Consider the following 23322-nt stretch of genomic DNA (forward strand, 5'->3'; position numbering starts at 1 on the left):
GCGTGCCAATTTCGGAAAAGCGCGGATTTGCGCCATTTTTCTGCCCTTTCCCAGGCCCGTGCCAGAATATTCCTTGCCAAAAGGTGGGAAATTTCACCATAAGTTGGGACATGGAGAAAAACACCCAATTTGTCGGCCAGTCCTTCGCCTTTCTCGACGCGGTCGAACTGGCGGGCCGCGCAGCCGAACTCAACCGCCCGGTGCTGGTGATCGGCGAGCGCGGGACCGGCAAGGAACTGATTGCCGAGCGGCTCCATCACCTCTCCCCGCGCTGGGGCGAGCCGCTGATCGTCATGAACTGCGCCGCCCTGCCCGAAACCCTTATAGAAGCCGAACTGTTCGGCCATGAACAGGGCGCGTTCACCGGCGCGAACCGCGCCCGGCCCGGCCGGTTCGAGGAAGCCGATGGCGGCACGCTGTTTCTGGACGAATTGGGTACGCTTTCAATGGCGGCGCAGGAAAGACTGCTGCGCGTGATCGAATATGGCGAAGTGACCCGGATCGGCGCGTCGAAACCGCTGCGGGTGGACGTGCGGATCGTGGCGGCGACCAATGATGATCTGCCCGCCGCCGCCGATGCCGGGCGCTTCCGCCCCGACCTGCTCGATCGGCTGAGTTTCGAAGTCATCACCCTGCCACCGCTGCGCGCACGGGAAGGCGATATTCCGGTGCTGGCCGACCATTTCGGGCGGCGCATGGCCGCCGAACTCAACTGGCCGCAATGGCCCGGCTTTTCCCCCGTCTGTGCCGCGCAACTCGAAGCCTATGGCTGGCCTGGCAATGTCCGCGAACTGCGCAATGTGGTGGAACGGGCCGTCTATCGCTGGGACGAACCGGGCAAGCCGATCGACCGCCTGACCTTCGACCCCTTCGCCTCCCCCTGGAAGCCCAAGCCACTGATGCCCGGCGCGTCCGCGCCATCGGGCGACAGCACCCCCGCGCCAGCGCCAGCCCCCGCCATCGAAACCATCAGCGACCTGAAAGCTGCCGTCGACGCGCACGAAGCCGCCATCATCCGCGCCGCGCTAGACCGCCACCGCTACAACCAGCGCGCCACTGCCAAGGGGCTGGGCCTGACCTACGACCAGCTACGCCACTGCATGAAAAAACATGGACTGGGCGCGGGATAACCTCCCCGCCCCCTCCACCGTCGTCATCCCAGCGAAAGCTGGAATCCATTCGACGCTAGGCCGGATCGTCACGCAACAGGAGCGCCGAATGGATCCTGACTTTCGTCAGGATGACGGAGAAATGGAAGACGATGCCCTGAGGAAGGCAGCCCGACTATAGCACTGCCTTCCTCACGCCCCTCACCGCGTCGGCACAGGCTCCGCGCCCGAATAGTCGTAAAATCCCCGCCCGGTCTTGCGGCCATACCAGCCCGCTTCGACATATTTGACCAGCAGCGGCGCCGGGCGATATTTGGGATCGCCCGTCGTGCTCAGGAACACGTTGAGGATTTCCAGCGCCGTATCCAGCCCGACGAAATCCAATAGCGTCAGCGGACCCATGGGATGATTGAGGCCCAGCTTGCACCCCATGTCGATGTCGACCACGCTGCCCACGCCCTCGCCCAACACGAACACCGCCTCGTTCAGCATCGGCAGCAATATGCGGTTGACGACGAAGCCCGGCGCATCGAACGCCTGCACCACCGTCTTGCCGATCCGGCCCGCAAAGCCCTCGACCGCCGCGACCGTTTCGGGCGTGGTGGCCAGGCCGCGAATGACCTCTACCAGCACCATCACCGGCACGGGGTTGAAGAAATGCACGCCGACAAAGCGCCCCGCATCCGGCGCGGCCTGCGCCAGGCGGGTGATGGGAATGGACGATGTGTTGGTCGCCAGGATCGCGTCAGCGGCCAGCAGCGGCCCGACATTGGTGAAGATCGCGCGCTTGATCTCCTCACGCTCGGTCGCCGCCTCGATCACCAGCTGCGCGTCCGCCAGCGGCGCGATTTCGCCCACCGGGGTGATCCGCGCGATCGCCTCATCCGCGTCGCTCTGGGCGATCTTGCCCTTCTCCACGCCTTTGGCGAGCAGGCGAATGATGCCGTCGCGGCCCTTTTGCGCGCGCGGCAGGTCGACGTCCGACAGGATCACCTCATACCCCGCCTGCGCCGCAACCTGCGCGATCCCCGCGCCCATCTGCCCTGCGCCGATCACACCTACCGTTTGAATATCCGTCATCCTGGCCTTCTCCCACATTCTGACTCGCGCCCACTCCCTAGCCTTCGTGCCGTCCGGGGACCAGAGGCGTGCGCGCGCCAAAAAGCACAGGCGACAAAATGCGCTACCAGCGCGAGAAACAGACGTTTCCGCCTTTGCCTGAACGGTGCGCCATGGTTAAAAGCCGCCCATGCCCGTTTCAGACCAGATGCCCATGCCGGCGACCGGACGCTTTGTCGCTGCCGTGCATCACTTCCCGCTGCGCATCTATTTTGAGGATACCGACCTGTCGGGCCTGGTCTATCACGCCAATTATCTGCGCTATATGGAGCGCGCCCGGTCCGACATGCTGCGTGCCGCCGGCATCGACCAGCGCGCCGCGCATGACAGTGGCACGGGCGTCTATGCCGTCACCGACCTCACGATCCGCTACCGCCGCCCCGCGCGCCTGGACGATGACCTGATGGTCGTCAGCCGGGTGGTGCAGGTGGGCGCGGCGACCTGCGCCATTCATCAATCAGTCATGCGCGCCGAAGAACAGTTGACCGACGCTACCATATCGGTCGCCTGGTTGACGCCGCAGGGTCGCCCGCAACGGCAACCCAAAGCCTGGACCGATATTTTCAGCCGCCTTTGCCAAGGGGAAGATTTCCACCCATGACCCTCAACCTGCCAGACGTCGCCGCGGTGGCCGACGCCGCGACCATTTCCCCGCTAGCCCTGTTTCTTCAGGCCGACATCGTCGTGAAGGGCGTGATGCTGGGCCTGTTGCTGGCCAGCATCTGGACCTGGGCGATCATCATCGGCTTTTCCGTGACGCTCCGCCGCGCCAGCAAGCATAGCAAGAGTTTCGAGCAGGATTTCTGGAAGGCGGAGGATATTGACCGCTTCTACGAAGCGCGCGGCAAGGCGGACTATCCCGCGGCCAAGGTGATGGCCGCCGGCGTCACCGAATGGCGTCGATCGACCGCGCAGAAGGTGATCGACCGCGACGGCACGCGCGACCGGCTGGCGACGACCATGTCCAGCACGATCGCGGCGGAGGTTGACCGGCTGTCCGACCGGCTCAACATATTGGCGACGGTCGGATCGGTCGCGCCCTTCGTCGGCCTGTTCGGCACCGTCTGGGGCATCATGCGCGCCTTCACCGCGATCGCGGCGGAACAGAATAGCTCGCTCGCGGTGGTCGCGCCGGGCATTGCCGAAGCGCTGTTCGCCACCGCGATCGGCCTGTTCGCGGCGATCCCGGCGGTCATCGCCTATAACCGCTTCAGCCATGGCATCAACCGCATGGAATCGCGCCTGACCCGCTTTGCCGACGGCTTCTACGCCACCCTCAGCCGCGAACTGGAGGCGCAGCGGTGATGCACCCCACACACACCGTCACCCCAGCGAAGGCTGGGGTCTCGTGCGTTTGCGCGCCAACGCCTGAGATGGCTGGCATGATGGTGAAGGGGAGCACCCGCTAATGGCCATGTCCGGCCCTCCCTCCAGCCGCCGTGGCCGTGGCCGCGCACCGATGGCGGACATCAACGTCACGCCGCTGGTCGACGTCATGCTGGTGCTGCTGATCATCTTCATGGTCACAGCGCCGCTGCTCGTGACCGGCGTGCCGGTCAACCTGCCCGAAACCCGTGCCAAGGGGCTGGATCAGGACGCCAAGCCCACCGTCGTGTCGATCGATCGCGACGGCGCGACCTATGTCGATGAAGATGCGGTAAGCGACGCTGATCTGCCCGATCGCCTGGCGGAGATCGTCGCGGCCAATGCGGGCAAGGCGGACGCGCCGCAAATCTTCCTGCGCGCCGACAAGGGGCTGGACTATGGCCGGGTCATGCGGGTGATGGCTGAACTCAACCGGGCTGGCCTGAACAAGGTGTCGCTGGTTTCCTCGCCCGATGACACGGCCAGCGACGGGACGGAATAGACAGCGATGGAGCGCACGGAGAAAATCGGCCTTGGCGTCGCGACAGCGGGGCATGTCCTGCTGTTCGGGCTGCTGTCGGTCGGCTTCCTGGCCACCCCCAACCCGTTGAAGCTCAAGACCCCGCCGATGGAAGTCTCCATGGTGGATGAGGTCGCGCTGCAATCGACCGCGCCCAAATTGTCGGCCGAACCGCCCCCGCCCAGCGTCGCGCCCGAACAGGGACCGACGCAGGACGCCGCCCCCGCGCCGGAACCAGAACCCGCGCCCGAACCGGTGCCGGTCCCGCCGAAACCCCAGCCGAAACCCACGCCTGCGCCCCCCAAGCCGCAGCCCAAAGCCGCGCCGGCAAAGCCCAAGCCCGCCCCGCCCAAGAAGGAAGTGGCCAAGGCCGCGCCCAAACCCAAGCCAGCGCCGGAAAAGCCCGCGCCCCCAAAAAAACCAGCGCCCGAAAAGCCCAAGGCCACAGCGCCATCCAAGCCCGCCGCCAAGGCATCGACCAAGCCTGCGGCCAAGACGCCCGCTCGCGCATCGGGCCAGGGCAAGGCGGACAAGCCCAAGGGATCGCTGCTGGGCGATGATTTCCTCAAGGGCATAGACACCAGCGCCGACGCGCCGCGCAAACCACCCGCGCCAGCCCCCGCCACCGCGATGGGCCCGGCGCAGAAGGCCGCGCTCGACGCCGAACTGCGCCGTCAGTTGAAACCGCACTGGCGCCCGCCGTCGGGCGCGGACGCGGACCGGCTCGTCACCCTGCTTGAGGTGCGGCTCGACAAGAGCGGCGCGGTGATCGGCACGCCGGAGGTGATCGACCAGCTTGGCGTCACCGCCAGCAACCGGCCCCAGGCCAAACTCCATGCCGAACGGGCGATTCAGGCGGTCAAGCTTGCCTCCCCCTTCCGCAACATGCCGCCCGAATTTTACGACCAATGGAAATGGCTCCGGCCACTCCGCTTTGACGCGAGGCTGAACCGATGAAACCCTCCCTTTTGCGCCGCCTGAGCGTGGCGACCGCCGCGTTACTCGCCCTCACCGCCCTGCCTGCCATGGCCCAGCTCTCGGTCGATGTGACCGGCGAGATTGACAGCAATGTGAAGGTCGCCGTCCCCCCCATGCCAGCCCAGCAGGAGGTCGACACGCCAGCCGGGTCGGCCACCGAACTTGGCCGCAAGATCGCCGAAGTCATCGCCTCGGACCTGAAAGGCTCGGGCCTGTTCGATCCGTCCGGCCCCGCTGGCCTGCCGCAAATCCCCTTTGCCGAAGTCACCTTTCCGCAATTCGACAAATGGGGCGCCTATCAGGCGCTGGTACAGGGGTTCGTCCGCACCAGCGGCGGGGAAGCCGACATCACCGTGGGCTGCTACCTCTATGACGTGGCGCTCAAGCAGGAACTGACCCGTCAGGGCTATGTCGTCGCCCCGCGCGACTGGCGCCGCGCCGCGCATAAATGCGCCGACGCCATCTATGCGCGCCTGTCGGGCGAAAGCCCCTTCTTCGACAGCCGCATCGCCTATATCGCCGAAAGCGGGCCGAAGGGCGCGCGGGTCAAGCGGCTCGCCATCATGGACAGCGACGGCGCGAACCATCGCTTCATCACCAATGGGCAGTCGATGGCGCTCACCCCGCGCTTCTCGCCCGATTATAAATCCATCCTCTATGTCAGCTATCTGGGCAGCCGGGTGCGCCTCTATATCTACGACATTGGCGCGGGCCAGCAGCGGCTGGTGACCGAAAGCAACAACCCGACCTTCGCCCCGCGCTGGTCGCCGGACGGGCGCAACATCCTCTTTTCGATGGCGATTGCCGGCAATACCGACATTTATCGCGTACCCGCCAGCGGCGGCACCCCCGTCCGCCTGACCACTTCGCCGGGCATCGACGTGGGCGGCAGCTATTCGCCCGACGGCAGCCAGATCGTGTTCGAAAGCGACCGGTCGGGCGGCCAGCAAATCTATGTCATGAACGCCGATGGCTCCAACCAGCGCCGGATCAGCCATGGCGGCGGCCGCTATGCGACGCCCGAATGGTCGCCACGCGGCGACCTTATCGCCTTCACCAAGATGGCTGGCGATTTCAAGATCGCGGTGATGACGCCCAATGGCGACAATGAGCGGATCTTGACCAATGGCTGGCAGGACGAACAGCCGACCTGGTCGCCCAATGGCCGGGTGCTGCAATTCTTCCGCACGTCGCCCGGCAAGCAGGGGACGAGCCAGGTGTGGCAGGTCGACCTGACCGGCGTGAACGAACGCCGCATCCCCACGCCTCTCAGTGGTTCCGACCCTGCCTGGGGACCATTGCTGCCCTGAAAATAGCGCGGTCCTGGCGGTCGGGATGGAACCCAATCGTCTTGACAGCGTAACGAACATCACGGACCCTGACACCGTCCCGGCGGGCGGTGCCCGGATCAACCAAAGGAGACCCCCGATGAAATTGTCTAGAACGCTGGTCATGGCTACCGCCATCATCGCGCTGGCCGCCTGCTCGAAAAAGCCGCCTGCCGAATTGCCGCCCGCGCCCGGCCCGGCCACGACCGAACCGGTCGGATCGACCGGACCCACCGGCCCGGTGAAGGGCAGCCAGGAAGATTTCGTCGCGTCGGTCTCGTCCGACCGGATTTTCTTCGGCCTCGATCAATATGATATCGATGCGGAAGATCAGGCGACGCTGCAAAGCCAGGCCGCCTGGCTGCAACAAAATCCTGCCGTGCGCGTCACGGTCGAAGGACATGCCGACGAACGCGGCACCCGCGACTATAATATCGCGCTGGGCGAACGCCGCGCTAATGCGGCGAAAAACTATCTCGCCTCGCTCGGCATCGACCCCAGCCGCATCACCACGGTCAGCTATGGCAAGGAACGCCCCGCCGCGCTCGGCTCGGACGAAGCCTCCTGGGCGCAGAACCGCCGCGCCGTGACGGTGACGATCCAATATTGATCGCCCGTCGCCCAATATGATCGAAAGGCCCGCCAGTCCCCGACCGGCGGGCCTTTTCTATTGGGCGCACGCCATCAGGACATGACAGGATAGTCGCGCCCTTCCGGCGTCACGGCCGGGCGTCGACGCCGGGATCGTCGCGGCCATCGGCCAATAGCTGCGCCAGCTTTTCTTCGGCGATGCGCAACCGCATCAACCCCAGCAGTTCAGCCCCGATCTCGATCGCCCCGTCCGGCAGGCCGCTCAGCAATTCGCCGCCCAGCCTGTCCAGCCGCGCCTGTATCTCGCCTGCCAGGGCCTTGCCCGCCGGGGTCAGCGCCACCCGGTTGGACCGTCCGTCATCGGCATCGGCCACGCGCTCGATCCAGCCCGCTTTCTGCAATTGATCCAGCGTCCGCACCAGCGACGGCGCGCTGACGTCCAGCCATTGCGCCAGTTCCGCCTGTCGCGGCGGCGCGCCTTCCATGGCCAGATGCACCAGGCACCAGCCTGCGCTGCCGGACACGCCCAGCCCCGCCAGCGCCCCGTCGGCAGCCTGCCGCCACCCCCGCGCCACCGGCCCCAGCAAATGCAACAAAGCCCGTCCGGCATCCCGCTTCTTCATGTCGATTAGTTAGCTAACTAAACACAATCGGGCAAGGTCGCTACAGGTGTTCAGCTTAGTGTCGGCTTCATGGGGTCCGGCCAGGCCGGACCCCACAGGGTCAGGCCCGCCGCGTCCCGGTAAAGGCTGAAGCCCCGAACGCGCCCAACTGCATTGTTCCGGTGATGGCGTCGCCGCTGACTTCCGCCTCGCACTCCAGCGTCATCGGCATCGGCATCGTCATTTCCATCTTCCAGGTCAGGCTGTTGCCCGCGACCTTGCCATCGACCACGTCGAGCGATCCCATCATGCCCGCAAAGGTGCCGTTAAACCGGTCACCGCTGCTGACCACGGTGAACACACCCTTCTGGTCGCCCATCGGCGTCTTGGCTACGCAGTCATAGGCGCCATCGACACTTGCCATCATCATCACTCCATCAAAGCATCATTCAACGATGCATACCCTCAAATCCCGATTGATCGCCAATCAGTCCAGACGGAACGCTTTTGCAGGCCCGTCCGCACTGAATGCCGGTCAATCGGCCAATGTTCCCACCTCGACCGGCAGGCCCACCGCGTCAAGCTGCGGCCGAACCAGTTTCGCGTCGCCGACCACGACCCAGATCAGCCCGTCGGCATTGATCGCCTCCCGCGCCGCCTTGTCGAAATCGGCGGCGGTCATCGCGCGATAGATATTGGGCAGCGTTTCGTAGAAATCGTCGGCCCGCCCGATCAGGCTGTTGCGCATCATCGCGCCCAGCAGGTCGGACGATGTCTCGAAGCTGCCGGGCAGCGACAATATCTGCCCGTTGATCGTCTGGTTGCGCTCCGCCTCGGTCGTGCCCTTGGTCGTCAGGAAATCCTTGATGTCCTGCCGCGCGGCAATGATCGATTCGCCCGTCTTGTCGGTCTGGACCGGGGCATAGACCAGCAGCGGGATTGTGTCCTTGACGCCGGGCAGCGACGTGCCCGCGCCATAGGCCCAGCCCTTCGTTTCCCGCAGGTCCATCGTCAGGCGCGACGTCGTGCTGCCGCCCAGCACTTCGTTGGCCGACTGGAGCGTGACCGGATTGTCGGTCCCCTTCTTGGCTGTCAGCACGCCCGCCAGGATCATCGACTGGGGGCTTTGCGGCTTGTCGATCAGGATGATCCGCGGCGGACGCGCCATCCGGTCCATGCGGAACAGCTTACTGCCCTTGGGCGTCGCTGGCGCCTTCCAGTCGCCAAAGCGCTTTTCCAACAGCGGCAGCAATTCAGCCAGGCTCGTGTCGCCCGTGACGAAGATCGTCGCATTGTCCGGCCGCAGCCAGCGATCGTGGAAGGCGGTCAGGTCCGCCCGCGTCACCGCCTTGACCCCGCTTTCGGTGCCCGACCCGGTGAAGGGGATGCCATAGGGATGCAGCTTGCCATAGAGCAGCGGCGGCAACATGCGCTGGGCGATCGCCGTCGGCTCGGTCTTTTCCGCCGCGATCCGGGTCAGCATCTGCCCGCGCAGCCGCTCCACCTCGCCCGGCGCAAACGCCGGATTGCGCACGACATCGGCCAGCAGCCCCAGCGATGCGTCCAGATTGGGCTTGAGCGCAAACAGGCCCACCGTCGTCCGGTCCATGCTGTTGCCCGCACTCACCGACGCGCCCAGCCGCTCCTGCTCTTCCGCGATCTCCAGGGCGCTACGCGTTGTCGTGCCTTCGTCCAGCAGCGCCGTCGTCAGCGCCGCGGTCCCCAGCTTGGCCCGGTCATCCGCCGCATTGCCCGCGTCGAACGCCACGGACACACGCACGACCGGCACCGTCGCCCGGCGCGCAAACTGCACCGCAATCCCGTTCTTCAACTTGGCATGTTCGACCGCAGGGAAATCCAGATCAGCGACCGGCTCGATCGGCGGTTCGGCAATCTTCGTGGGCGCAGGCGGCGTCGCCGCGGCCGGCGCGGGCGCAGCGGGATCGCGGAAATGGGCCGGCTTGTGGGTCGCCCCTTCCCCATGAACATTCCCCGCCAGCGCATTGTCGGCGGCCGATCGCTCGCCCGGCGCCACCGTCAGGCGGAACACTGGCCGCCCCAGCCATTTGCGCGCGGCCTCGCCCACCTGCGCTGGCGTCGCGGCGGCATAAGCGGCCAGATCCTTGCGATATTTGTCCGGGTCGTTGGAATAGACCGCCCCTTCGGCCAGCGTCACCGCCTTGCCCGAAAAGCCGCCCACCTGTTCCAGCCCCGATATCGTCCCCGCCAGCTGCCGGGTCGCGGCCCGCTGTACCTCGTCGGCGGTCGGTCCCTTGGCCAGATAGTCCGCCAGCAGCGCATCGAGCCGCTTGCCCACCGCAATCGCATCCGTCCCCGGCTTCACATCGACCGTGATCTCGGCAATGCTCAGCTTCTCAAACGGCTGGACATTGGCCTTGACGCCTACCGCCACCTTCTCGTCGCGGACCAGCGTGTTGTAGAGGCGAGAGGATGCCAGCCCGCCAAAGACCGACAGCGCCAGATCGATCGCGGGCAGGTCCGCGCCATTGACGCCCGGCACCACCCAGTTGCGATAGAGACGGGTCGCCGCGACATTGTCATGCATCACCTTCTCGACATCCTTGTCGAGCGTCGGCACGGTCGCTTCCACATCCTGCGGCGGGGGACCGGCGACGATATTGCCGAACCAGCGTTCGACCTTCTTCTTCGCGGTCGCCACGTCAATATCCCCCGCCAGCACCAGCACGGCATTGTTCGGACCATAATGCGTCTTGAACCAGGTCTGCACATCGCCCAGGCTGGCGTTGTTGAGGTCCGCCATCGACCCGATGGTCGAATGGCGATAGGGATGCCCTTCGGGCAACAGCGCGGCCAGTTGCGCATATTCGACCAGCCCATAGGGTTCATTTTCCCCCATGCGCTTTTCATTCTGAACGACCCCGCGCTGGGTATCCAGCTTCAGCTGCGTCACCGCGCCCAGCAGATGGCCCATCCGGTCGGACTCCAGGAACAGCGCCCGGTCGAGCGCCCCGGTGGGCACCGTCTCGAAATAATTGGTGCGATCGAACCAGGTCGTCCCGTTCCAGTCGGTCGCGCCAATATCTTCCAGCCGGCCGAAAAACGGCCCGTCGGCATTTTCGGAGCCATAGAACATCAGATGTTCGAACAGATGGGCAAAGCCGGTCTTGCCCGCCGGTTCGAACCGCGACCCGACATGATACCAGACGGAAACCGCGACGACCGGCGCCTTGCGATCGGTATGGACGATGACCCGCAGGCCGTTTTTCAGCGTGAACTGTTCATAGGGAATATCGACCGCAGCCACCAGGCTGGACAGCGGCGCAGGCGCGGCGCTGGTCGCACTGGTCTGCGCCACCGCCTGCGTCATCGGGGTCAGCGCCATGGCCGACAGGCCGATCAGCAGGGACAGGCGACGCGACAGGGGGGAAAGGGTCATGGACAACCTCAGAGAAAATGCAGCAGGACGAAGCGCCCGCGAAGGGCGCTAGAATAGCGGGGCGTTTTAGCAGCGCAATACGCATGACGCTGGACAGCGCGGCTGGTCGCGATAGGTTCCCGACGATCAATCGACTATAAGGGCTGTACCGACTCCGCCGCCCGCCCCTGCTCGCTTCGGTGCCTGGCCCGCGTGCATTCATTACGCCCTCGCCCGCGCGCCAGACTGATAAGGATTTGGGTGGAAATTGCGTAGTGCCTCTTGTGTGGCCTTTTGGCAACACCACATGAGCCGCAGTTTGATAAAGAGCCCAGGGCTTCAAGAAGGTAAGTCATGAACCTCGAAAAATTCACCGACCGCGCCAAAGGCTTCCTCCAGTCGGCGCAAACCGTCGCGATCCGCATGAGCCATCAGCGGATCAGCCCGGAACATCTGCTCAAGGCATTGCTGGAAGATGAGCAGGGCATGGCGTCGGGCCTGATCAAGGCCGCAGGCGGCGCGCCCGACATCGCGCTGCGTGATACCGATGCCGCATTGGCCAAGGTGCCATCGGTCTCCGGCAGCGGCGCGCAGCAAACGCCGGGCCTCGACAATGATGCCGTTCGCGTGCTGGATTCGGCCGAACAGGTCGCGACCAAGGCCGGGGACAGCTTCGTCACCGTCGAGCGACTCCTGCTCGCGCTGACGCTGGCCAGCACGACGGCTGCGGGCAAGGCGCTCGCCGCCGCCGGGGTCAAGCCCGAAGCGCTCAACGCCGCGATCAACCAGCTGCGTCAGGGCCGCAGCGCCGACACTGCCGGCGCTGAGGATCGCTATGATGCGCTCAAGAAATTCGCCCGCGACCTCACCGAAGCGGCGCGCAGCGGCAAGCTTGATCCGGTCATCGGCCGGGACGAGGAAATCCGCCGCACCATCCAGATCCTTGCCCGCCGCACCAAGAACAACCCGGTGCTGATCGGCGACCCCGGCGTCGGCAAGACCGCGATTGCCGAAGGCCTCGCGCTGCGCATCGCCAATGGCGACGTGCCCGATACGCTGAAAGATCGCACGCTGATGGCGCTCGACATGGGCAGCCTGATCGCGGGCGCCAAATATCGCGGTGAATTTGAGGAACGGTTGAAGGGCGTGCTGGACGAAGTCAAAGCCGCCGAAGGACAGATCGTCCTCTTCATCGATGAAATGCATACGCTGATCGGCGCGGGTAAATCCGAAGGCGCGATGGATGCGGGCAATCTGCTCAAGCCCGCTTTGGCGCGTGGCGAACTCCATTGCATCGGCGCGACGACGCTCGACGAATATCGCAAGCATGTCGAAAAGGACCCTGCGCTCCAGCGTCGTTTCCAGCCCGTGTTCGTCGGCGAACCCACGGTCGAGGATACCATCTCGATCCTGCGCGGCCTGAAGGAAAAATATGAACTGCACCATGGCGTGCGGATCACCGACAGCGCGCTGGTGTCTGCCGCAACGCTTTCCAACCGTTACATCACCGACCGCTTCCTGCCCGACAAGGCGATCGACCTGATGGACGAGGCCGCGTCGCGCCTGCGGATGGAAGTGGAATCCAAGCCCGAAGAGATTGAAAATCTCGACCGCCGCATCATCCAGCTCAAGATCGAGCGCGAGGCGCTCAAGAAGGAAACCGACAAGGCCTCGGCCGACCGGCTGGCGACGCTGGAAACCGATCTTGCCAATCTGGAGGAGCAATCCGCTGCGCTCACCACCCGTTGGCAGGCGGAAAAGGACAAGATCGCCGGCGAAGCGAAGATCAAGGAACAGCTAGACGCCGCCCGGCTCGAACTGGAACAGGCACAGCGCGCCGGCGACCTCGCGAAGATGAGCGAACTGTCCTACGGCACGATCCCCAGCCTCGAAAAGCGCCTGGCGGAAGCGGCGACCGCGTCCGAAGGCGCGATGCTGCGCGAGGAAGTGACCGCAGAGGATATTGCCGGGGTCGTCGCCCGCTGGACCGGGATTCCGGTCGAGCGGATGATGACCGGCGAGCGCGAGAAGCTGCTGGCGATGGAAGAAACGCTGGGCAAGCGCGTCATTGGCCAGGCCCACGCGGTCAGGGCCGTATCCACCGCCGTGCGCCGCGCCCGTGCGGGGCTACAGGACCCCAATCGCCCGCTTGGCTCCTTCCTCTTCCTTGGCCCCACGGGCGTCGGCAAGACGGAGCTGACCAAGGCGCTGGCCGGTTTCCTGTTCGACGATGAAAACGCCATGGTTCGCATCGACATGAGCGAATTCATGGAGAAACATTCGGTCGCCCGCCTGATCGGCGCGCCTCCGGGCTATGTCGGCTATGAGGAAGGCGGCGTGCTGACCGAAGCCGTCCGCCGCCGCCCCTATCAGGTCGTGCTGTTCGACGAGGTGGAAAAGGCCCATGGCGACGTGTTCAACATCCTGCTCCAGGTGCTGGACGATGGCCGGCTGACCGACGGGCAGGGTCGCACGGTCGATTTCACCAACACGATCATCGTCCTGACATCGAACCTGGGCAGCCAGTATATCGCGGCGCTGGGCGATGATGATCCGGTCGAAAAGGTCGAGGAACAGGTGATGGAGGTCGTTCGCGGCCATTTCCGCCCCGAATTCCTCAACCGCCTGGACGAGATCATCCTGTTCCATCGCCTCGGCGTCGCCCATATGGCGCCGATCGTCGATATTCAGGTCGCCCGCGTGCAGAAGCTGCTCAAGGATCGCAAGATCATGCTCGACCTGACCGACGGTGCGCGGGCATGGCTGGGACGGGTCGGCTATGACCCTGTCTATGGCGCGCGGCCCTTGAAGCGCGCAGTCCAGCGTTACCTGCAAGACCCGCTGGCCGACCTGATCCTGCGCGGCGAGGTGCCGGATGGCTCCACCGTCCGAGTGGAAGATGGCGACGGCGCGCTGGTTTTGAGCGTCGCTTGAGGCGATAGCACGGGAGGGGCAATCCCCCTCCCGTGCTTCAACCGTTGGGGTTCATCCCGGCGCGGCTGCGGGTGATGATGTCATCGGCATCCCGGTTCTGCTGCTCGGAAATCGCCCGCCATTCGGCGTTGGTCTTGCAGATGCGTTCCTTCTTCACCAGCGAACCAGTGACCTGAAACCGCTTGCACCGCACTGCATTGGGATCATTCTTGTCCAGCGGAGCCTTGTCCTGCGCCACTGCGGGCATCGCCAGAACGATCAGGCTGGACGCAATCACTGCCTTCAACATATGCACTCTAATTCTCCCAGAATGACGACAGTGCGAATCCCCTCTCTCCGAATGGGCCAGCCTCCATGTCGTCGATCAGATGCGCGACGGGACGTTATTCGTCTTGCTCGCATCAGCCGTGGCATAGAATTGCTTCAATAGTTGCTGCTCCGCAAGCGACAAATGCGGGTTCCATACGTCGAAAATCAGCACGACCCGCAAATGATCGCTGTCATTCCAGGCTTCATGATCGATCGTATCGTCAAAGCCGAAGGCGACCCCTTCTTGCCATGCCCGCGTTTCACCCCCAACGCGAAAGAAGCAGCCCTGCGGCACGATCAGTGGAAGATGAATGATCGCGCGCGTATTGGTGACGCCGGTATGCGCCGGAATCCGGCTGCGCGGCTTGAGCAGGGAAAAGAAGGCCGACGGCGCCCGCCCCGGAATGTCGGCGCGCGGCAAAGCCTCCAGCGCCGCGACGGTCTGCGGGCAGGCGGCGCACACCGCTTCGTTTCGTACGCCATATTCCCACAGGAACGCCGCCCCCCAGTCCAGCGACCCGTCAAGCGCGGTCCATTTATTCTGCGGCGTCCCTGCATCCTGCCGCACATAGGGACGGATGGCGTCGCCACGCTTGTCCACCATGGCGAGAAATTCGGCGCGGATCACGTCGGTCTTTGCCTCCAGCGCGTCCATCCAGGGGAAATGCTGCCGGTCGAAATATTCGTCGGCGGGCAGGAAGGGGTAATGCAAACCCGAACAGTGATTCTGGTAGATGGTCCGGCGGCCAAACTCCCGGTCCAGGCAAGCCTGAAAGCGCCGCTGCGTCACCCCGTCCGATGCCTTCAACTGGGCCGCGACCCCCGCCTCGACAAAAGCGGCGAATTGCGCCTGATGGGCTGTAACGAAGTCCCGTGCCTGCGCCAATATGTCTGCCAATGCAGGCGGCAGGTCGGTCAGTCCCGCTGACAGCGCCAGCGCCTTGCCCCAGCTGTCTGCTGCCGCTTGCGTTTCTTCCAGCCGTTGCTGGAGTTGCGCCATGCGGATTTGCGCCATCAAATTGCGCTGGTCGATGTCGATCGCCGCCTGCAGCGCCGCCCGCTCCGCCTCCGCCACGCCAAGGCCGCGCTCTGCCGACGCCACGTTCATCCACAGCGCCGCCTCCTTGGGATCAGCCGCGGCCGCGCCACGAAAATGCACGCTGGCCGCTGCAAAATCGCGCCGGTCGAGCGCAATCATCCCCAGCAGGTTGAGCGCCTGCGGCTCCCCTGCCTGTCGCTTCAATGCGTCGCCCAGCAACTGCTCGGCCGTCGCGATGCGCCCCTGTCGCCGCGCCTCCGCCGCTTGCTGCACTAACCGACCAACAGCCCCGTCCATAAAGCCCCCCAGCTTCCTGTCCATCATCGCTACCACAAGTGCGCGCAGGGGCAAGTAAGGGAAAGTCCTGCGGCTTGAATGACCCGAAAAGCCATGCGAAGGCTGGTCGTCATGAGCTCCCCCGATCCTGCGATCCGCGACATCGTGCGCGACGCCCAATGGCTGGCCCATCGCTACGATCCGGGGCATGACGCAGTCCATATGCGCTTTGTGCCACGCGCGCGGCATGGCGACATCCCCTTCCTGACCGACGAGTATCTGGGCGCGACCGACGCACCGCTCGTGCTGCGGCTGGGCGACGCCATGGAGCAGGCACCGCCTCGTGCGCCGATCCATTTCCTGTTTCATTCGGCCTATTGCTGTTCGACCTTGCTGGCCGCCGCGATGGATATTCCGGGCATCGCGATGGGTCTGAAGGAACCGGTGCTGCTCAATGACCTGATCGGCTGGCGACATCGCGGCGCAAAGGGGCCGGAGGTTGCCCGCGTGCTGGACGCAAGCCTGCACCTGCTGGCCCGCCCCTTCGGGCCAGGCGAGGCCGTGGTCGTCAAGCCCTCCAACGTCATCAATCCGCTGATCCCCGCGATCATGAGCTTGCGCCCCGATGCGCGCGCCCTCCTGCTCCATGCCCCGCTCGAACCCTATCTCGCCTCGATCGCGCGCAAAGGGATGTGGGGGCGGCTGTGGGTGCGCGATCTGTTCCAGAAGCTGGCGCGCGAAGGGATGATCGCCCCTCTGGGCATCGCCCCGTCAGACTATCTGGGACTGACCGATATTCAGGTCGCCGCCGTCGGCTGGCTGGCGCAGCAGCATCAGTTCCACACTCTGTGCGATCAACTGGGAGCGCGGGTCGCCACGCTGGACAGCGAAACGCTGGTCGCAAGGCCGACCGAGAGCCTCGCTGCATTGGCGCGGCTGTTCGGGCTGCAACTGGACGATGCGAGGGTTCGCGCAATCGCCAATGGCCCGGTCTTTGCCCGCGACGCCAAAAATGGCGCGGCCTTCACGCCCGGCCAGCGCGCCGAGGCTGCCCAGCGCGGTCTGGAGGCGCATGCCGACGAGATTGCCAAGGTGATCCATTGGGCAACGGTGATGGCCGACAATGCGGGCATTGCGCTGCACCTGCCCCGATCATTGATCGACTAACTCGCCCGCCTTGCTTTCGCCCACGAAAAAGGGGGCCGGTGTCGCCACCGGCCCCCTTTCCTTATCTTGACTGATCGAAAGATCAGAAGCGCAGCTTGGCAGCGACCGTGTAGCGGCGGCCCAGCGCGTCGTAGGTCGACGGATAGACGTTACCGCTGTTGTAGCTGGTCGAACCGATCGAGTTGCCAACCACTTTGGGCTGGTTGTCCAGCAGGTTCTGCACGGTCATGGTCAGCGTGACTTCGTCAGAGACGTGGAAGCGGCTGGTCAGGTCGAAATAATGTTCAGCCGGGATACGGTTGAAATCGACTTCCTTGCCGTTCAGCGTACCGACGAAGGCATCGCCATCCTCATATTTCACGCCGTCGATATAGCGCCACAGCAGCGACAGGTCGACCGAGTCAAACGAGAGGGTGTTGCGCACCGACCAGGAGAATTCCGGCTGGATCGAGGCGCAGTTGACGCTGTACAGACCAACGCATTCGCGGTTGAGCGACGTCGGGGTCGCCTGGAAGGTCGAGCTGTTGGTCCAGTTGCCGTTGGCGCTCAGCGCCCACTTCGCGAAACCGACATCCTTCTGATAGTTCAGCTGAACGTCGATGCCGTCCGTGGCCAGCTTGCCCAGGTTCGACAGCGTCTGCGGCAGACCGCCGACGACGGCTGCTTCACCAAACAGAGCGCCGGTGCCCGGATCGCGGCGGATGCCGGTGCAGGCCGGGTCCGAAGCGCTGGCGGCGGTGATGTTGTCGAAGCAAGCCGAAATCACGTCATCAGGCGTCGGGTTGGTGATCGCACCCGTGATCTTGATGTTGTAATAATCGACCGTCAGGCTGAAGCCCGGCAGGGCTGCTGGCTGGAGCGACACGCCCAGACCCCAGCTGTTCGACTTTTCCGGGCCGAGGGCGAGGTTACCGCCACCGGTGGAGTTCACCTGGCCAGCCGGATCGTTGATGATCGAGCCGAGCTGGGCTGCCGTTGCGCCCTGGGCGATACAGACAGCCGCCAGGTTGGCATTCTGGGTCGGCGCAGCGCCAGCGCAGGGATCGCTGTCCAGGTTGGTCAGCGTGGTGTTCACCGGAGCAAACAGTTCGGCGATGTTAGGCGCACGAACGGCACGCGAATAGTTGCCGCGGAACTTGATGCCGTCAACCGGCGTCCAGTTGCCGGCCACCTTCCAGGTGGTCGTGTTGTAACCCGAACCGCCATCGACCGAATAGTCGGAGTAGCGGATGCCCGCTTCCACAGTCAGATCCTGGAAGAAGGGCTTGTCCTGCACCAGCGGCAGAATGACTTCGCCATAGGCTTCATAGACGTCATAGCCGCCGTCGATGTTCGGTGCCGCACCACCGGCGCCGCCCAGATCGCCCGACTGCGACAGCAGATCGGATTCCTGGCTGGCGCCATATTTGCGATATTCGCCACCCAGAGCGAACGCCAGGCTGTCGGTGCCGAAGGGCGAAGCGACGCCAAAGTCACCGCTGATCGTGCCCTTGACCTGCGCCAGCGAGGTCTTGGTGGTGACCTGGCTGTTGGCCGTCAGATAGGCATTCTGCGCAGCCGTGATCGAACCATCGGGACCGAACACGTTGAGCGGGACGCAGCCATTGGTGTCGGTCAGGCAGGTCGCGGTGTTGGTCGCGAGAAGCGCCTGACGGACGCGCGAGTTCAGCCAGTAGCCCTGCTGGGTCTGGACGTTCTCCGATTCACCATAGCCACCCGACAGATCCCAGTCGATCGAGTCGGTGATGCCACCGCGCGCGCCGATGCGATAATCGAAGAAGGTGGTGGTGAAGTCGGAAATACGCGGACCCAGTTCGGTCGCACGACGCGACAAGGTCGTCGTGACGGTGCGATAGTTCGGGTCGGTCGGGCTGGTCGCGGTCGCCGCGGCGGCGCATTCAGCCGCCGAGAAGCGGGCGGTGTAGCCAACGCCAGGCGTGGTGTCGAAGGCGCAGAAGGCATTACGCTGGGCAGCCGACAGATAGGGGTTGCTGAGCGGAACCACGACCGAAATGCCGAAGGCACCCGACGGCGCGATGATCGTGCTGACGGTGTTCTTCGAGAAGATGCCCCGCGAATAGACTTCTACCGCGTCGCTGACTTCGTAGCGGCCCGCGCCGTACATGTTGAAGCGTTCAAACGGCGTCTGGAAGATGTTGAACGGGTTGAAGTTATAAGCATCGAACGCAGAGGTGCCGCGGAAAGCGCCACCAGCGGCCGTCACCTGACGGTTGCCCTGCACGGCGTTACAGGCTGGCTGTCCCGCAAGGCCGCAACCGGTCGTGATCGAATCGGCGCCGGTCGTGTTGACGTTGGTGAAACGCGACGGGGTCGACGTGCCCGAACCGCCGCCAAGGCCGGTGAAGGAATCGATCGAGACATTCGAGAACGGACGATCGCCCTGATAGACCGGGTCGGACTGCTGATAGCCAACCGAGAAAACCACATTACCGCGGCCATCATCGAAATTGGCGCCCAGCGTCACGTCGGCGCGGACATAATGACCATCGGCTTCTTCGGTCAGCTGGTTGGCGATATTCGCTTCCAGACCGGCAAAGTCGGACTTGGTCACGAAGTTGACGACACCCGAAATGGCGTCCGCACCATAAGTGGTGGAAGCGCCGCCGGTCAGCACGTCGACGCGGTCGATCAGTGCCAGCGGGATGTTGTTAAGGTCGAAACGGCCGTTCAGTTCGGCAGGCACCAGACGGTTGCCGTCGATCAGGACGATATTGCGGTTGGAACCCAGGCCGCGCAGGTTGACGAACGAAGCGCCGCCATTGCCGTTGTTGACGGCCGAACCGATGCTGGGAACGATGCCCGGAATTTCACGCAGAATTTCTTCGGCGGTGTTGTTCTGCTTCAGTTCGATCTGGTCGGCGGTGGTTGCCGTAACCGGGGTCGAACGCGCCAGATTGGGGTTCTTGATCAGCGACCCGGTAACGATGATGGTGTCGCCCATTTCGGCATCGGCAGCCTGCGGCGCGTCCTGCGCGATGGCGGCGGTCGCGATCAGCGACGCGCCCAGAATCGCGGGTGCGACGCTGGCACGCAAAAGTGCCCTTTTGGAAAATGTCTTCACGGTCCAGTCCCTTGCTCTGGAGGTTGGCAGATGGCCTGCCACTCTAATGCACCTACAGGGGGACATGGTGCCCGACAGCGATCCCCCCATATGGATAGGGGGAAACTGCGCGGGGCGAACGGCGCTGTAAAGCCGGGGAAAAGGGCATTCACCGCTTTTGAACGCCCCTGTATCATAAATGCAACATGAACGTGGCATGACTGTTTTACATGTGGTTAGCAATATAGTTGCACGGCGGTCCTGCGCCATGCAGCAATCATGCCGCGCGACCAAACAAGGCAGCCCTATTGTGGCGTTGCTCATGTTTGGATGGCGTTTGCAGGCGCGTATTGACCTTGCCTCTGGCGGGTGCATTGTAGAGGAACAATGTGTCCGACGTGATGGAGAGACGATTTATGGCGGGCTTGCGCGCACTGTTTTTGCTGGTCCCGCTCTGTATCGCGGCCCAATCTTCCGCTGCGCCGCAACGGCAACAGCCCCGACCCGAAATTTTCAATGACCTTCTGAAATGCCGGACGATCACAATCGATTCGGAACGGCTTGCCTGTTTCGACCGACAGGTCGGCGCAATGGATGCTGCGGCGCAACGCGATGAAGTGGTGGTGCTGGACAAGGGCGAACTGAACAAGACGCGCAAGACCCTGTTCGGCTTCTCCTTCCCCAAATTGCCCTTCCTTGGGGGTGGCGACGACAAGGAAGATGCGCCAGCCGAGGAAGGCGTCACCCATATCCAGGCGGTGATCGCATCGGTTCGCAGCCTGGGCTATGGCAAATGGCAGATCGGGCTGGACGACGGCGCGCAATGGATCACGACCGAAGCGATGACCGCGCGTGATCCCAAGGTCGGGCAGTCGATCGAACTGAAACGCGCCGCCATGGGCAGTTTCATGGGCAAGGTCGATGGCGGTCGCGCCGTAAGGATGAAGCGGATAAGCTGACGAGGCTATTGCCCGCTGGGCATCGGCCCGGCGAGCAAGAGCGGATCGATCCGCGCGTCATTCCACTTCATCCCCCAATGAAGGTGCGGGCCGGTAGCCCGCCCGGTCGCGCCGATCGCACCGATACGCTGTCCCTGCGATACATGATCGCCTAGCTTCACATCAATGCGCGACAGATGCAGGAACGCGCTGTTCAGGCCATGGCCGTGGTCGATCATCAGCAAATTGCCTTCCAGCGTGAAAGGCTTGTCGGCGGCCAGTATCACCACGCCGTCGGCCGGGGCCACGACCGGCGCACCGGTCGCCCCGGCCACGTCGACCCCGCCATGATAGGCGCCAGCCGTCCCCTGATAGATGCGCTGCGACCCGAACAGGCCCGATATCCGCCCCACTCGCGGCCAGACTAACCGTTGCCGCCACCCCGTGGCGTCTGTCACCACCGCCCGCGCTGCGGCGATCTGTTCCAGTTCCGGCTTGCGCAGCGCCAGAAACGCCTCGCTGCTTTTGGTGGGCCGCATCGGCGCATTGATCCGTTCGATCCGCCATGCACGCGGAGCGATGGCAATCGGGTGATCAAGCGTGCGGCCGTCGGCCAAGCGGGCGGTCAGTTGCCCGGTCGGCCCGGCGTCGCGATCAAAGGCGATCAGGAAACGGCCATCGCCATCGACCGGGACCAGCTTGCCATCCAACGTCAACGCCACCGTGCCCGCAGGGGCAGTGCCCAGCAGCACGCCACCCTGCGTCGCCGCCCCCTTGACCGTGAAGTCGGCGCGGTCGGGCAAGGGTGCGGCAGATGCGGAAACGCCCGCCAGCGCAATCAGCAGTACCGCCGCCCAGAGCCTCATCGGCCGCCATTCGCCCTGATTTCGGCCCGCGCAGAGGCTTCCGCATCGGCATAGGGTTCCTGCCGCGCGATGCTCCAATAGCGCAAATCCTCAAGCGCAATCTTCTGGCCGGTCACCGCGCACAGCACATGATCGCCCGCCTGCAGCACGCGGAAACTATAGGCCATATAATGGAGCCGGGCGACACGATCGCTGTTGGACATCAACATGGGTCAGACCTTCTGGCGCTTCACGAAAACAGATCCTTCTGCGGCTCTTCCGCCCCGCGCAGTTTGCGCGTCGGGCGTGGTGGAGCAGATATAGCGGTTGGGGCGGGCTTCTCAAGCGATGCCCCGCTATCCCCGACCGTCGCATCGACCGTCCCGTCCCGGAAATGCAGCGTCACCGCGCCTGCGGCCTGCGCCGCTGCGACCGACTGAACCAGCCGCCCGTCGGCCATCACCCGCGCATAGCCCCGCGCCAGCGGCAGGTCGGGATCAAGCGAGGCGAAATGGCGCGACACCCGGTCAAGCGCCGTCGCCCGGTCGCGATAGACGCGCGCCAGATAGTCAGGACGTGGCCGCAAACGGTCCAGCCGTTCGCTCGCCCGCTGGAGATATTGCTGAAGTAGCGCCGGTCGCAGCGCCCCGCCTGCTTGCCCCAGTTGCGCGCGCGCATCCGCAATCCGGTGCCGCAATCCGCTGCCCAGCGCGTCGGACAGCTGGTCCAGCCGTTGCCGCTGCGGCGCCAGCAACATATCGGGCGTCGGCATCAGCCGTGCCTGCATTTCCAGCCTTTCCCTGGCCTGCCCCGCCCCGCGTCGCACCGCGCGCCCGGCACGCAAGCCCATCTCGCCCAGCATCGCCAGCAGGTCCGCCCGTACCGGCACCGCCAGTTCCGCCGCCGCCGTCGGCGTGGGCGCGCGCATGTCGGCGGCATAGTCACACAACGTGGTGTCGGTTTCATGCCCGACCGCGGAAATGATCGGAATCGAACAGTCGGCGACCGCGCGCACGACGATTTCCTCGTTGAAGCTCCACAGATCCTCGATCGATCCGCCGCCCCGCGCCACAATCACGAGATCGGGCCGCGGCAGCCGCCCGCCCGCTTCCATCGCACTGAATCCGCGCACCGCACGCGCAATCTGTTCGGCAGCCCCCTGCCCTTGCACCAGCACCGGCCAGACCAGCACATCGGTCGGGCAGCGATCCGCCAGCCGGTGCAAAATATCGCGAATGACGGCGCCCGTGGGCGATGTCACGACGCCAATCGTGCGCGGCAGAAAGGGCAGCCGCCGCTTGCGCTCCGCCGCAAACAGCCCTTCGCCCGCCAGTTTCGCTTTCAGCTTCTCCAGCAGCGCCATCAGCGCGCCTTCGCCCGCCAACTCCATCCGATCGATCACGATCTGATATTTCGACCGGCCGGGATAGGTGGTCAGCTTGCCGGTGGCGATCACCTCCACCCCATCCTGTGGCGCAAAGGCCAGCCGCTGCGCCCCGCCCTTCCACATCACCCCGTCCAGCACCGCATTATCGTCTTTCAACGCCAGATACAGATGCCCGGACGCCGCCCGCTTGAACCCGGAAATCTCGCCGCGCAGCCGCACATGGCCGAAACGATCCTCCACCGTGCGCTTGAGCATCCCCGACAATTCGCTGACGGACAGCGGCGGCGCGTTGTCGCCCGCCCGTTCCTCCGCTAACAGGCGGCCCGAACTGTCATAGGCATCATATTCCGGGGACAT

At 64.6% G+C, this 23322-nt stretch carries 20 protein-coding genes; 10 read left to right on the forward strand and 10 right to left on the reverse strand.

The window, feature by feature from the left end; all coding sequences use genetic code 11:
* The first annotated feature begins 110 nt into the window (after window positions 1-110).
* Window positions 111-1130 carry a phage shock protein operon transcriptional activator gene (gene pspF, locus AC07X9_RS12250; protein ID WP_017182973.1) on the forward strand — a complete coding sequence of 340 codons (1020 nt, stop codon included), beginning with the start codon at window positions 111-113 and terminating at the stop codon, window positions 1128-1130.
* Window positions 1131-1310: 180 nt separating this feature from the next.
* Here pspF and AC07X9_RS12255 read toward each other — a convergent pair whose 3' ends face one another.
* Window positions 1311-2189, reverse strand: coding sequence for a 3-hydroxyacyl-CoA dehydrogenase NAD-binding domain-containing protein (locus AC07X9_RS12255; RefSeq protein WP_026002363.1), 879 nt, complete (start codon window positions 2187-2189; stop codon window positions 1311-1313).
* Between the two features lie 169 nt (window positions 2190-2358).
* Between AC07X9_RS12255 and AC07X9_RS12260 the strand changes: the two genes are divergently transcribed.
* The 6 genes from AC07X9_RS12260 (at window position 2359) to pal (ending at window position 7029) form a co-directional block, all read left to right on the forward strand.
* The gene (locus tag AC07X9_RS12260; RefSeq protein ID WP_019053468.1) at window positions 2359-2829 is read left to right on the forward strand and encodes a YbgC/FadM family acyl-CoA thioesterase; all 471 of its coding nucleotides are present in this window, start codon (window positions 2359-2361) and stop codon (window positions 2827-2829) included.
* Window positions 2826-3533, forward strand: coding sequence for a protein TolQ (tolQ, locus tag AC07X9_RS12265; protein WP_017182969.1), 708 nt, complete (start codon window positions 2826-2828; stop codon window positions 3531-3533). The genes AC07X9_RS12260 and tolQ overlap by 4 nt, the downstream gene beginning before the upstream one ends.
* A 103-nt stretch (window positions 3534-3636) precedes the next feature.
* A complete protein-coding gene (tolR, locus tag AC07X9_RS12270; protein WP_017182968.1) occupies window positions 3637-4095 on the forward strand; it encodes a protein TolR in 459 nt (152 codons plus the stop codon).
* A gap of 6 nt (window positions 4096-4101) precedes the next feature.
* Window positions 4102-5070, forward strand: coding sequence for a cell envelope integrity protein TolA (tolA, locus tag AC07X9_RS12275; RefSeq protein ID WP_017182967.1), 969 nt, complete (start codon window positions 4102-4104; stop codon window positions 5068-5070).
* The gene (gene tolB, locus AC07X9_RS12280; protein WP_026002362.1) at window positions 5067-6401 is read left to right on the forward strand and encodes a Tol-Pal system beta propeller repeat protein TolB; all 1335 of its coding nucleotides are present in this window, start codon (window positions 5067-5069) and stop codon (window positions 6399-6401) included. The genes tolA and tolB overlap by 4 nt, the downstream gene beginning before the upstream one ends.
* 118 nt (window positions 6402-6519) lie before the next feature.
* Complete coding sequence (pal, locus tag AC07X9_RS12285; RefSeq protein WP_026002361.1) at window positions 6520-7029, forward strand: peptidoglycan-associated lipoprotein Pal; 510 nt, start codon at window positions 6520-6522, stop codon at window positions 7027-7029.
* Window positions 7030-7138: 109 nt separating this feature from the next.
* On the opposite strand, the gene AC07X9_RS12290 is transcribed toward pal, so the two are convergent.
* From AC07X9_RS12290 to AC07X9_RS12300, 3 genes are all read right to left on the reverse strand, one after another.
* On the reverse strand, window positions 7139-7633 hold the full coding sequence (locus AC07X9_RS12290) for a MarR family winged helix-turn-helix transcriptional regulator (RefSeq protein ID WP_017182964.1): 495 nt from the start codon (window positions 7631-7633) through the stop codon (window positions 7139-7141).
* A gap of 100 nt (window positions 7634-7733) precedes the next feature.
* Window positions 7734-8036: a hypothetical protein gene (locus tag AC07X9_RS12295; protein WP_026002359.1), complete on the reverse strand. Its 303-nt coding sequence runs from the start codon at window positions 8034-8036 to the stop codon at window positions 7734-7736.
* 111 nt (window positions 8037-8147) lie between these two features.
* Window positions 8148-11030, reverse strand: coding sequence for a M16 family metallopeptidase (locus tag AC07X9_RS12300; RefSeq protein ID WP_086485774.1), 2883 nt, complete (start codon window positions 11028-11030; stop codon window positions 8148-8150).
* Between the two features lie 333 nt (window positions 11031-11363).
* Here AC07X9_RS12300 and clpB point away from each other — a divergent pair, with 333 nt between their 5' ends.
* The gene (gene clpB / locus AC07X9_RS12305) at window positions 11364-13943 is read left to right on the forward strand and encodes an ATP-dependent chaperone ClpB (RefSeq protein WP_017182961.1); all 2580 of its coding nucleotides are present in this window, start codon (window positions 11364-11366) and stop codon (window positions 13941-13943) included.
* A gap of 37 nt (window positions 13944-13980) precedes the next feature.
* Here the strand turns inward: clpB and AC07X9_RS12310 are convergent, their stop codons facing one another.
* The gene (locus AC07X9_RS12310; RefSeq protein WP_017182960.1) at window positions 13981-14232 is read right to left on the reverse strand and encodes a hypothetical protein; all 252 of its coding nucleotides are present in this window, start codon (window positions 14230-14232) and stop codon (window positions 13981-13983) included.
* Between the two features lie 75 nt (window positions 14233-14307).
* On the reverse strand, window positions 14308-15588 hold the full coding sequence (locus AC07X9_RS12315) for an aspartyl/asparaginyl beta-hydroxylase domain-containing protein (protein WP_241763634.1): 1281 nt from the start codon (window positions 15586-15588) through the stop codon (window positions 14308-14310).
* Between the two features lie 111 nt (window positions 15589-15699).
* Here AC07X9_RS12315 and AC07X9_RS12320 point away from each other — a divergent pair, with 111 nt between their 5' ends.
* On the forward strand, window positions 15700-16734 hold the full coding sequence (locus AC07X9_RS12320; protein ID WP_037514486.1) for a hypothetical protein: 1035 nt from the start codon (window positions 15700-15702) through the stop codon (window positions 16732-16734).
* An 82-nt stretch (window positions 16735-16816) separates the two neighbouring features.
* On the opposite strand, the gene AC07X9_RS12325 is transcribed toward AC07X9_RS12320, so the two are convergent.
* Entirely contained in the window at window positions 16817-19816 is a 3000-nt protein-coding gene (locus AC07X9_RS12325) for a TonB-dependent receptor domain-containing protein (protein ID WP_086485775.1), read from the reverse strand.
* Between the two features lie 395 nt (window positions 19817-20211).
* On the opposite strand from AC07X9_RS12325, the gene AC07X9_RS12330 reads away from it, so the two are divergent.
* Window positions 20212-20754 (forward strand): hypothetical protein, encoded by a 543-nt coding sequence (locus AC07X9_RS12330; RefSeq protein ID WP_017182956.1) that lies wholly within the window; start codon window positions 20212-20214, stop codon window positions 20752-20754.
* A 5-nt stretch (window positions 20755-20759) separates the two neighbouring features.
* Here the strand turns inward: AC07X9_RS12330 and AC07X9_RS12335 are convergent, their stop codons facing one another.
* Genes AC07X9_RS12335 through xseA form a run of 3 tightly spaced genes read right to left on the reverse strand, consistent with a single transcriptional unit; the run spans window position 20760 to window position 23322 of the window.
* Window positions 20760-21599, reverse strand: a complete 840-nt coding sequence (locus tag AC07X9_RS12335) for a M23 family metallopeptidase (RefSeq protein ID WP_017182955.1) — start codon at window positions 21597-21599, stop codon at window positions 20760-20762.
* Window positions 21596-21808, reverse strand: coding sequence for a DUF2093 domain-containing protein (locus AC07X9_RS12340; RefSeq protein ID WP_017182954.1), 213 nt, complete (start codon window positions 21806-21808; stop codon window positions 21596-21598). The genes AC07X9_RS12335 and AC07X9_RS12340 overlap by 4 nt, the downstream gene beginning before the upstream one ends.
* A gap of 20 nt (window positions 21809-21828) precedes the next feature.
* Entirely contained in the window at window positions 21829-23322 is a 1494-nt protein-coding gene (gene xseA / locus AC07X9_RS12345; RefSeq protein WP_026002356.1) for an exodeoxyribonuclease VII large subunit, read from the reverse strand.

The sequence above is a fragment of the Sphingobium sp. GW456-12-10-14-TSB1 genome, from assembly GCF_059424385.1.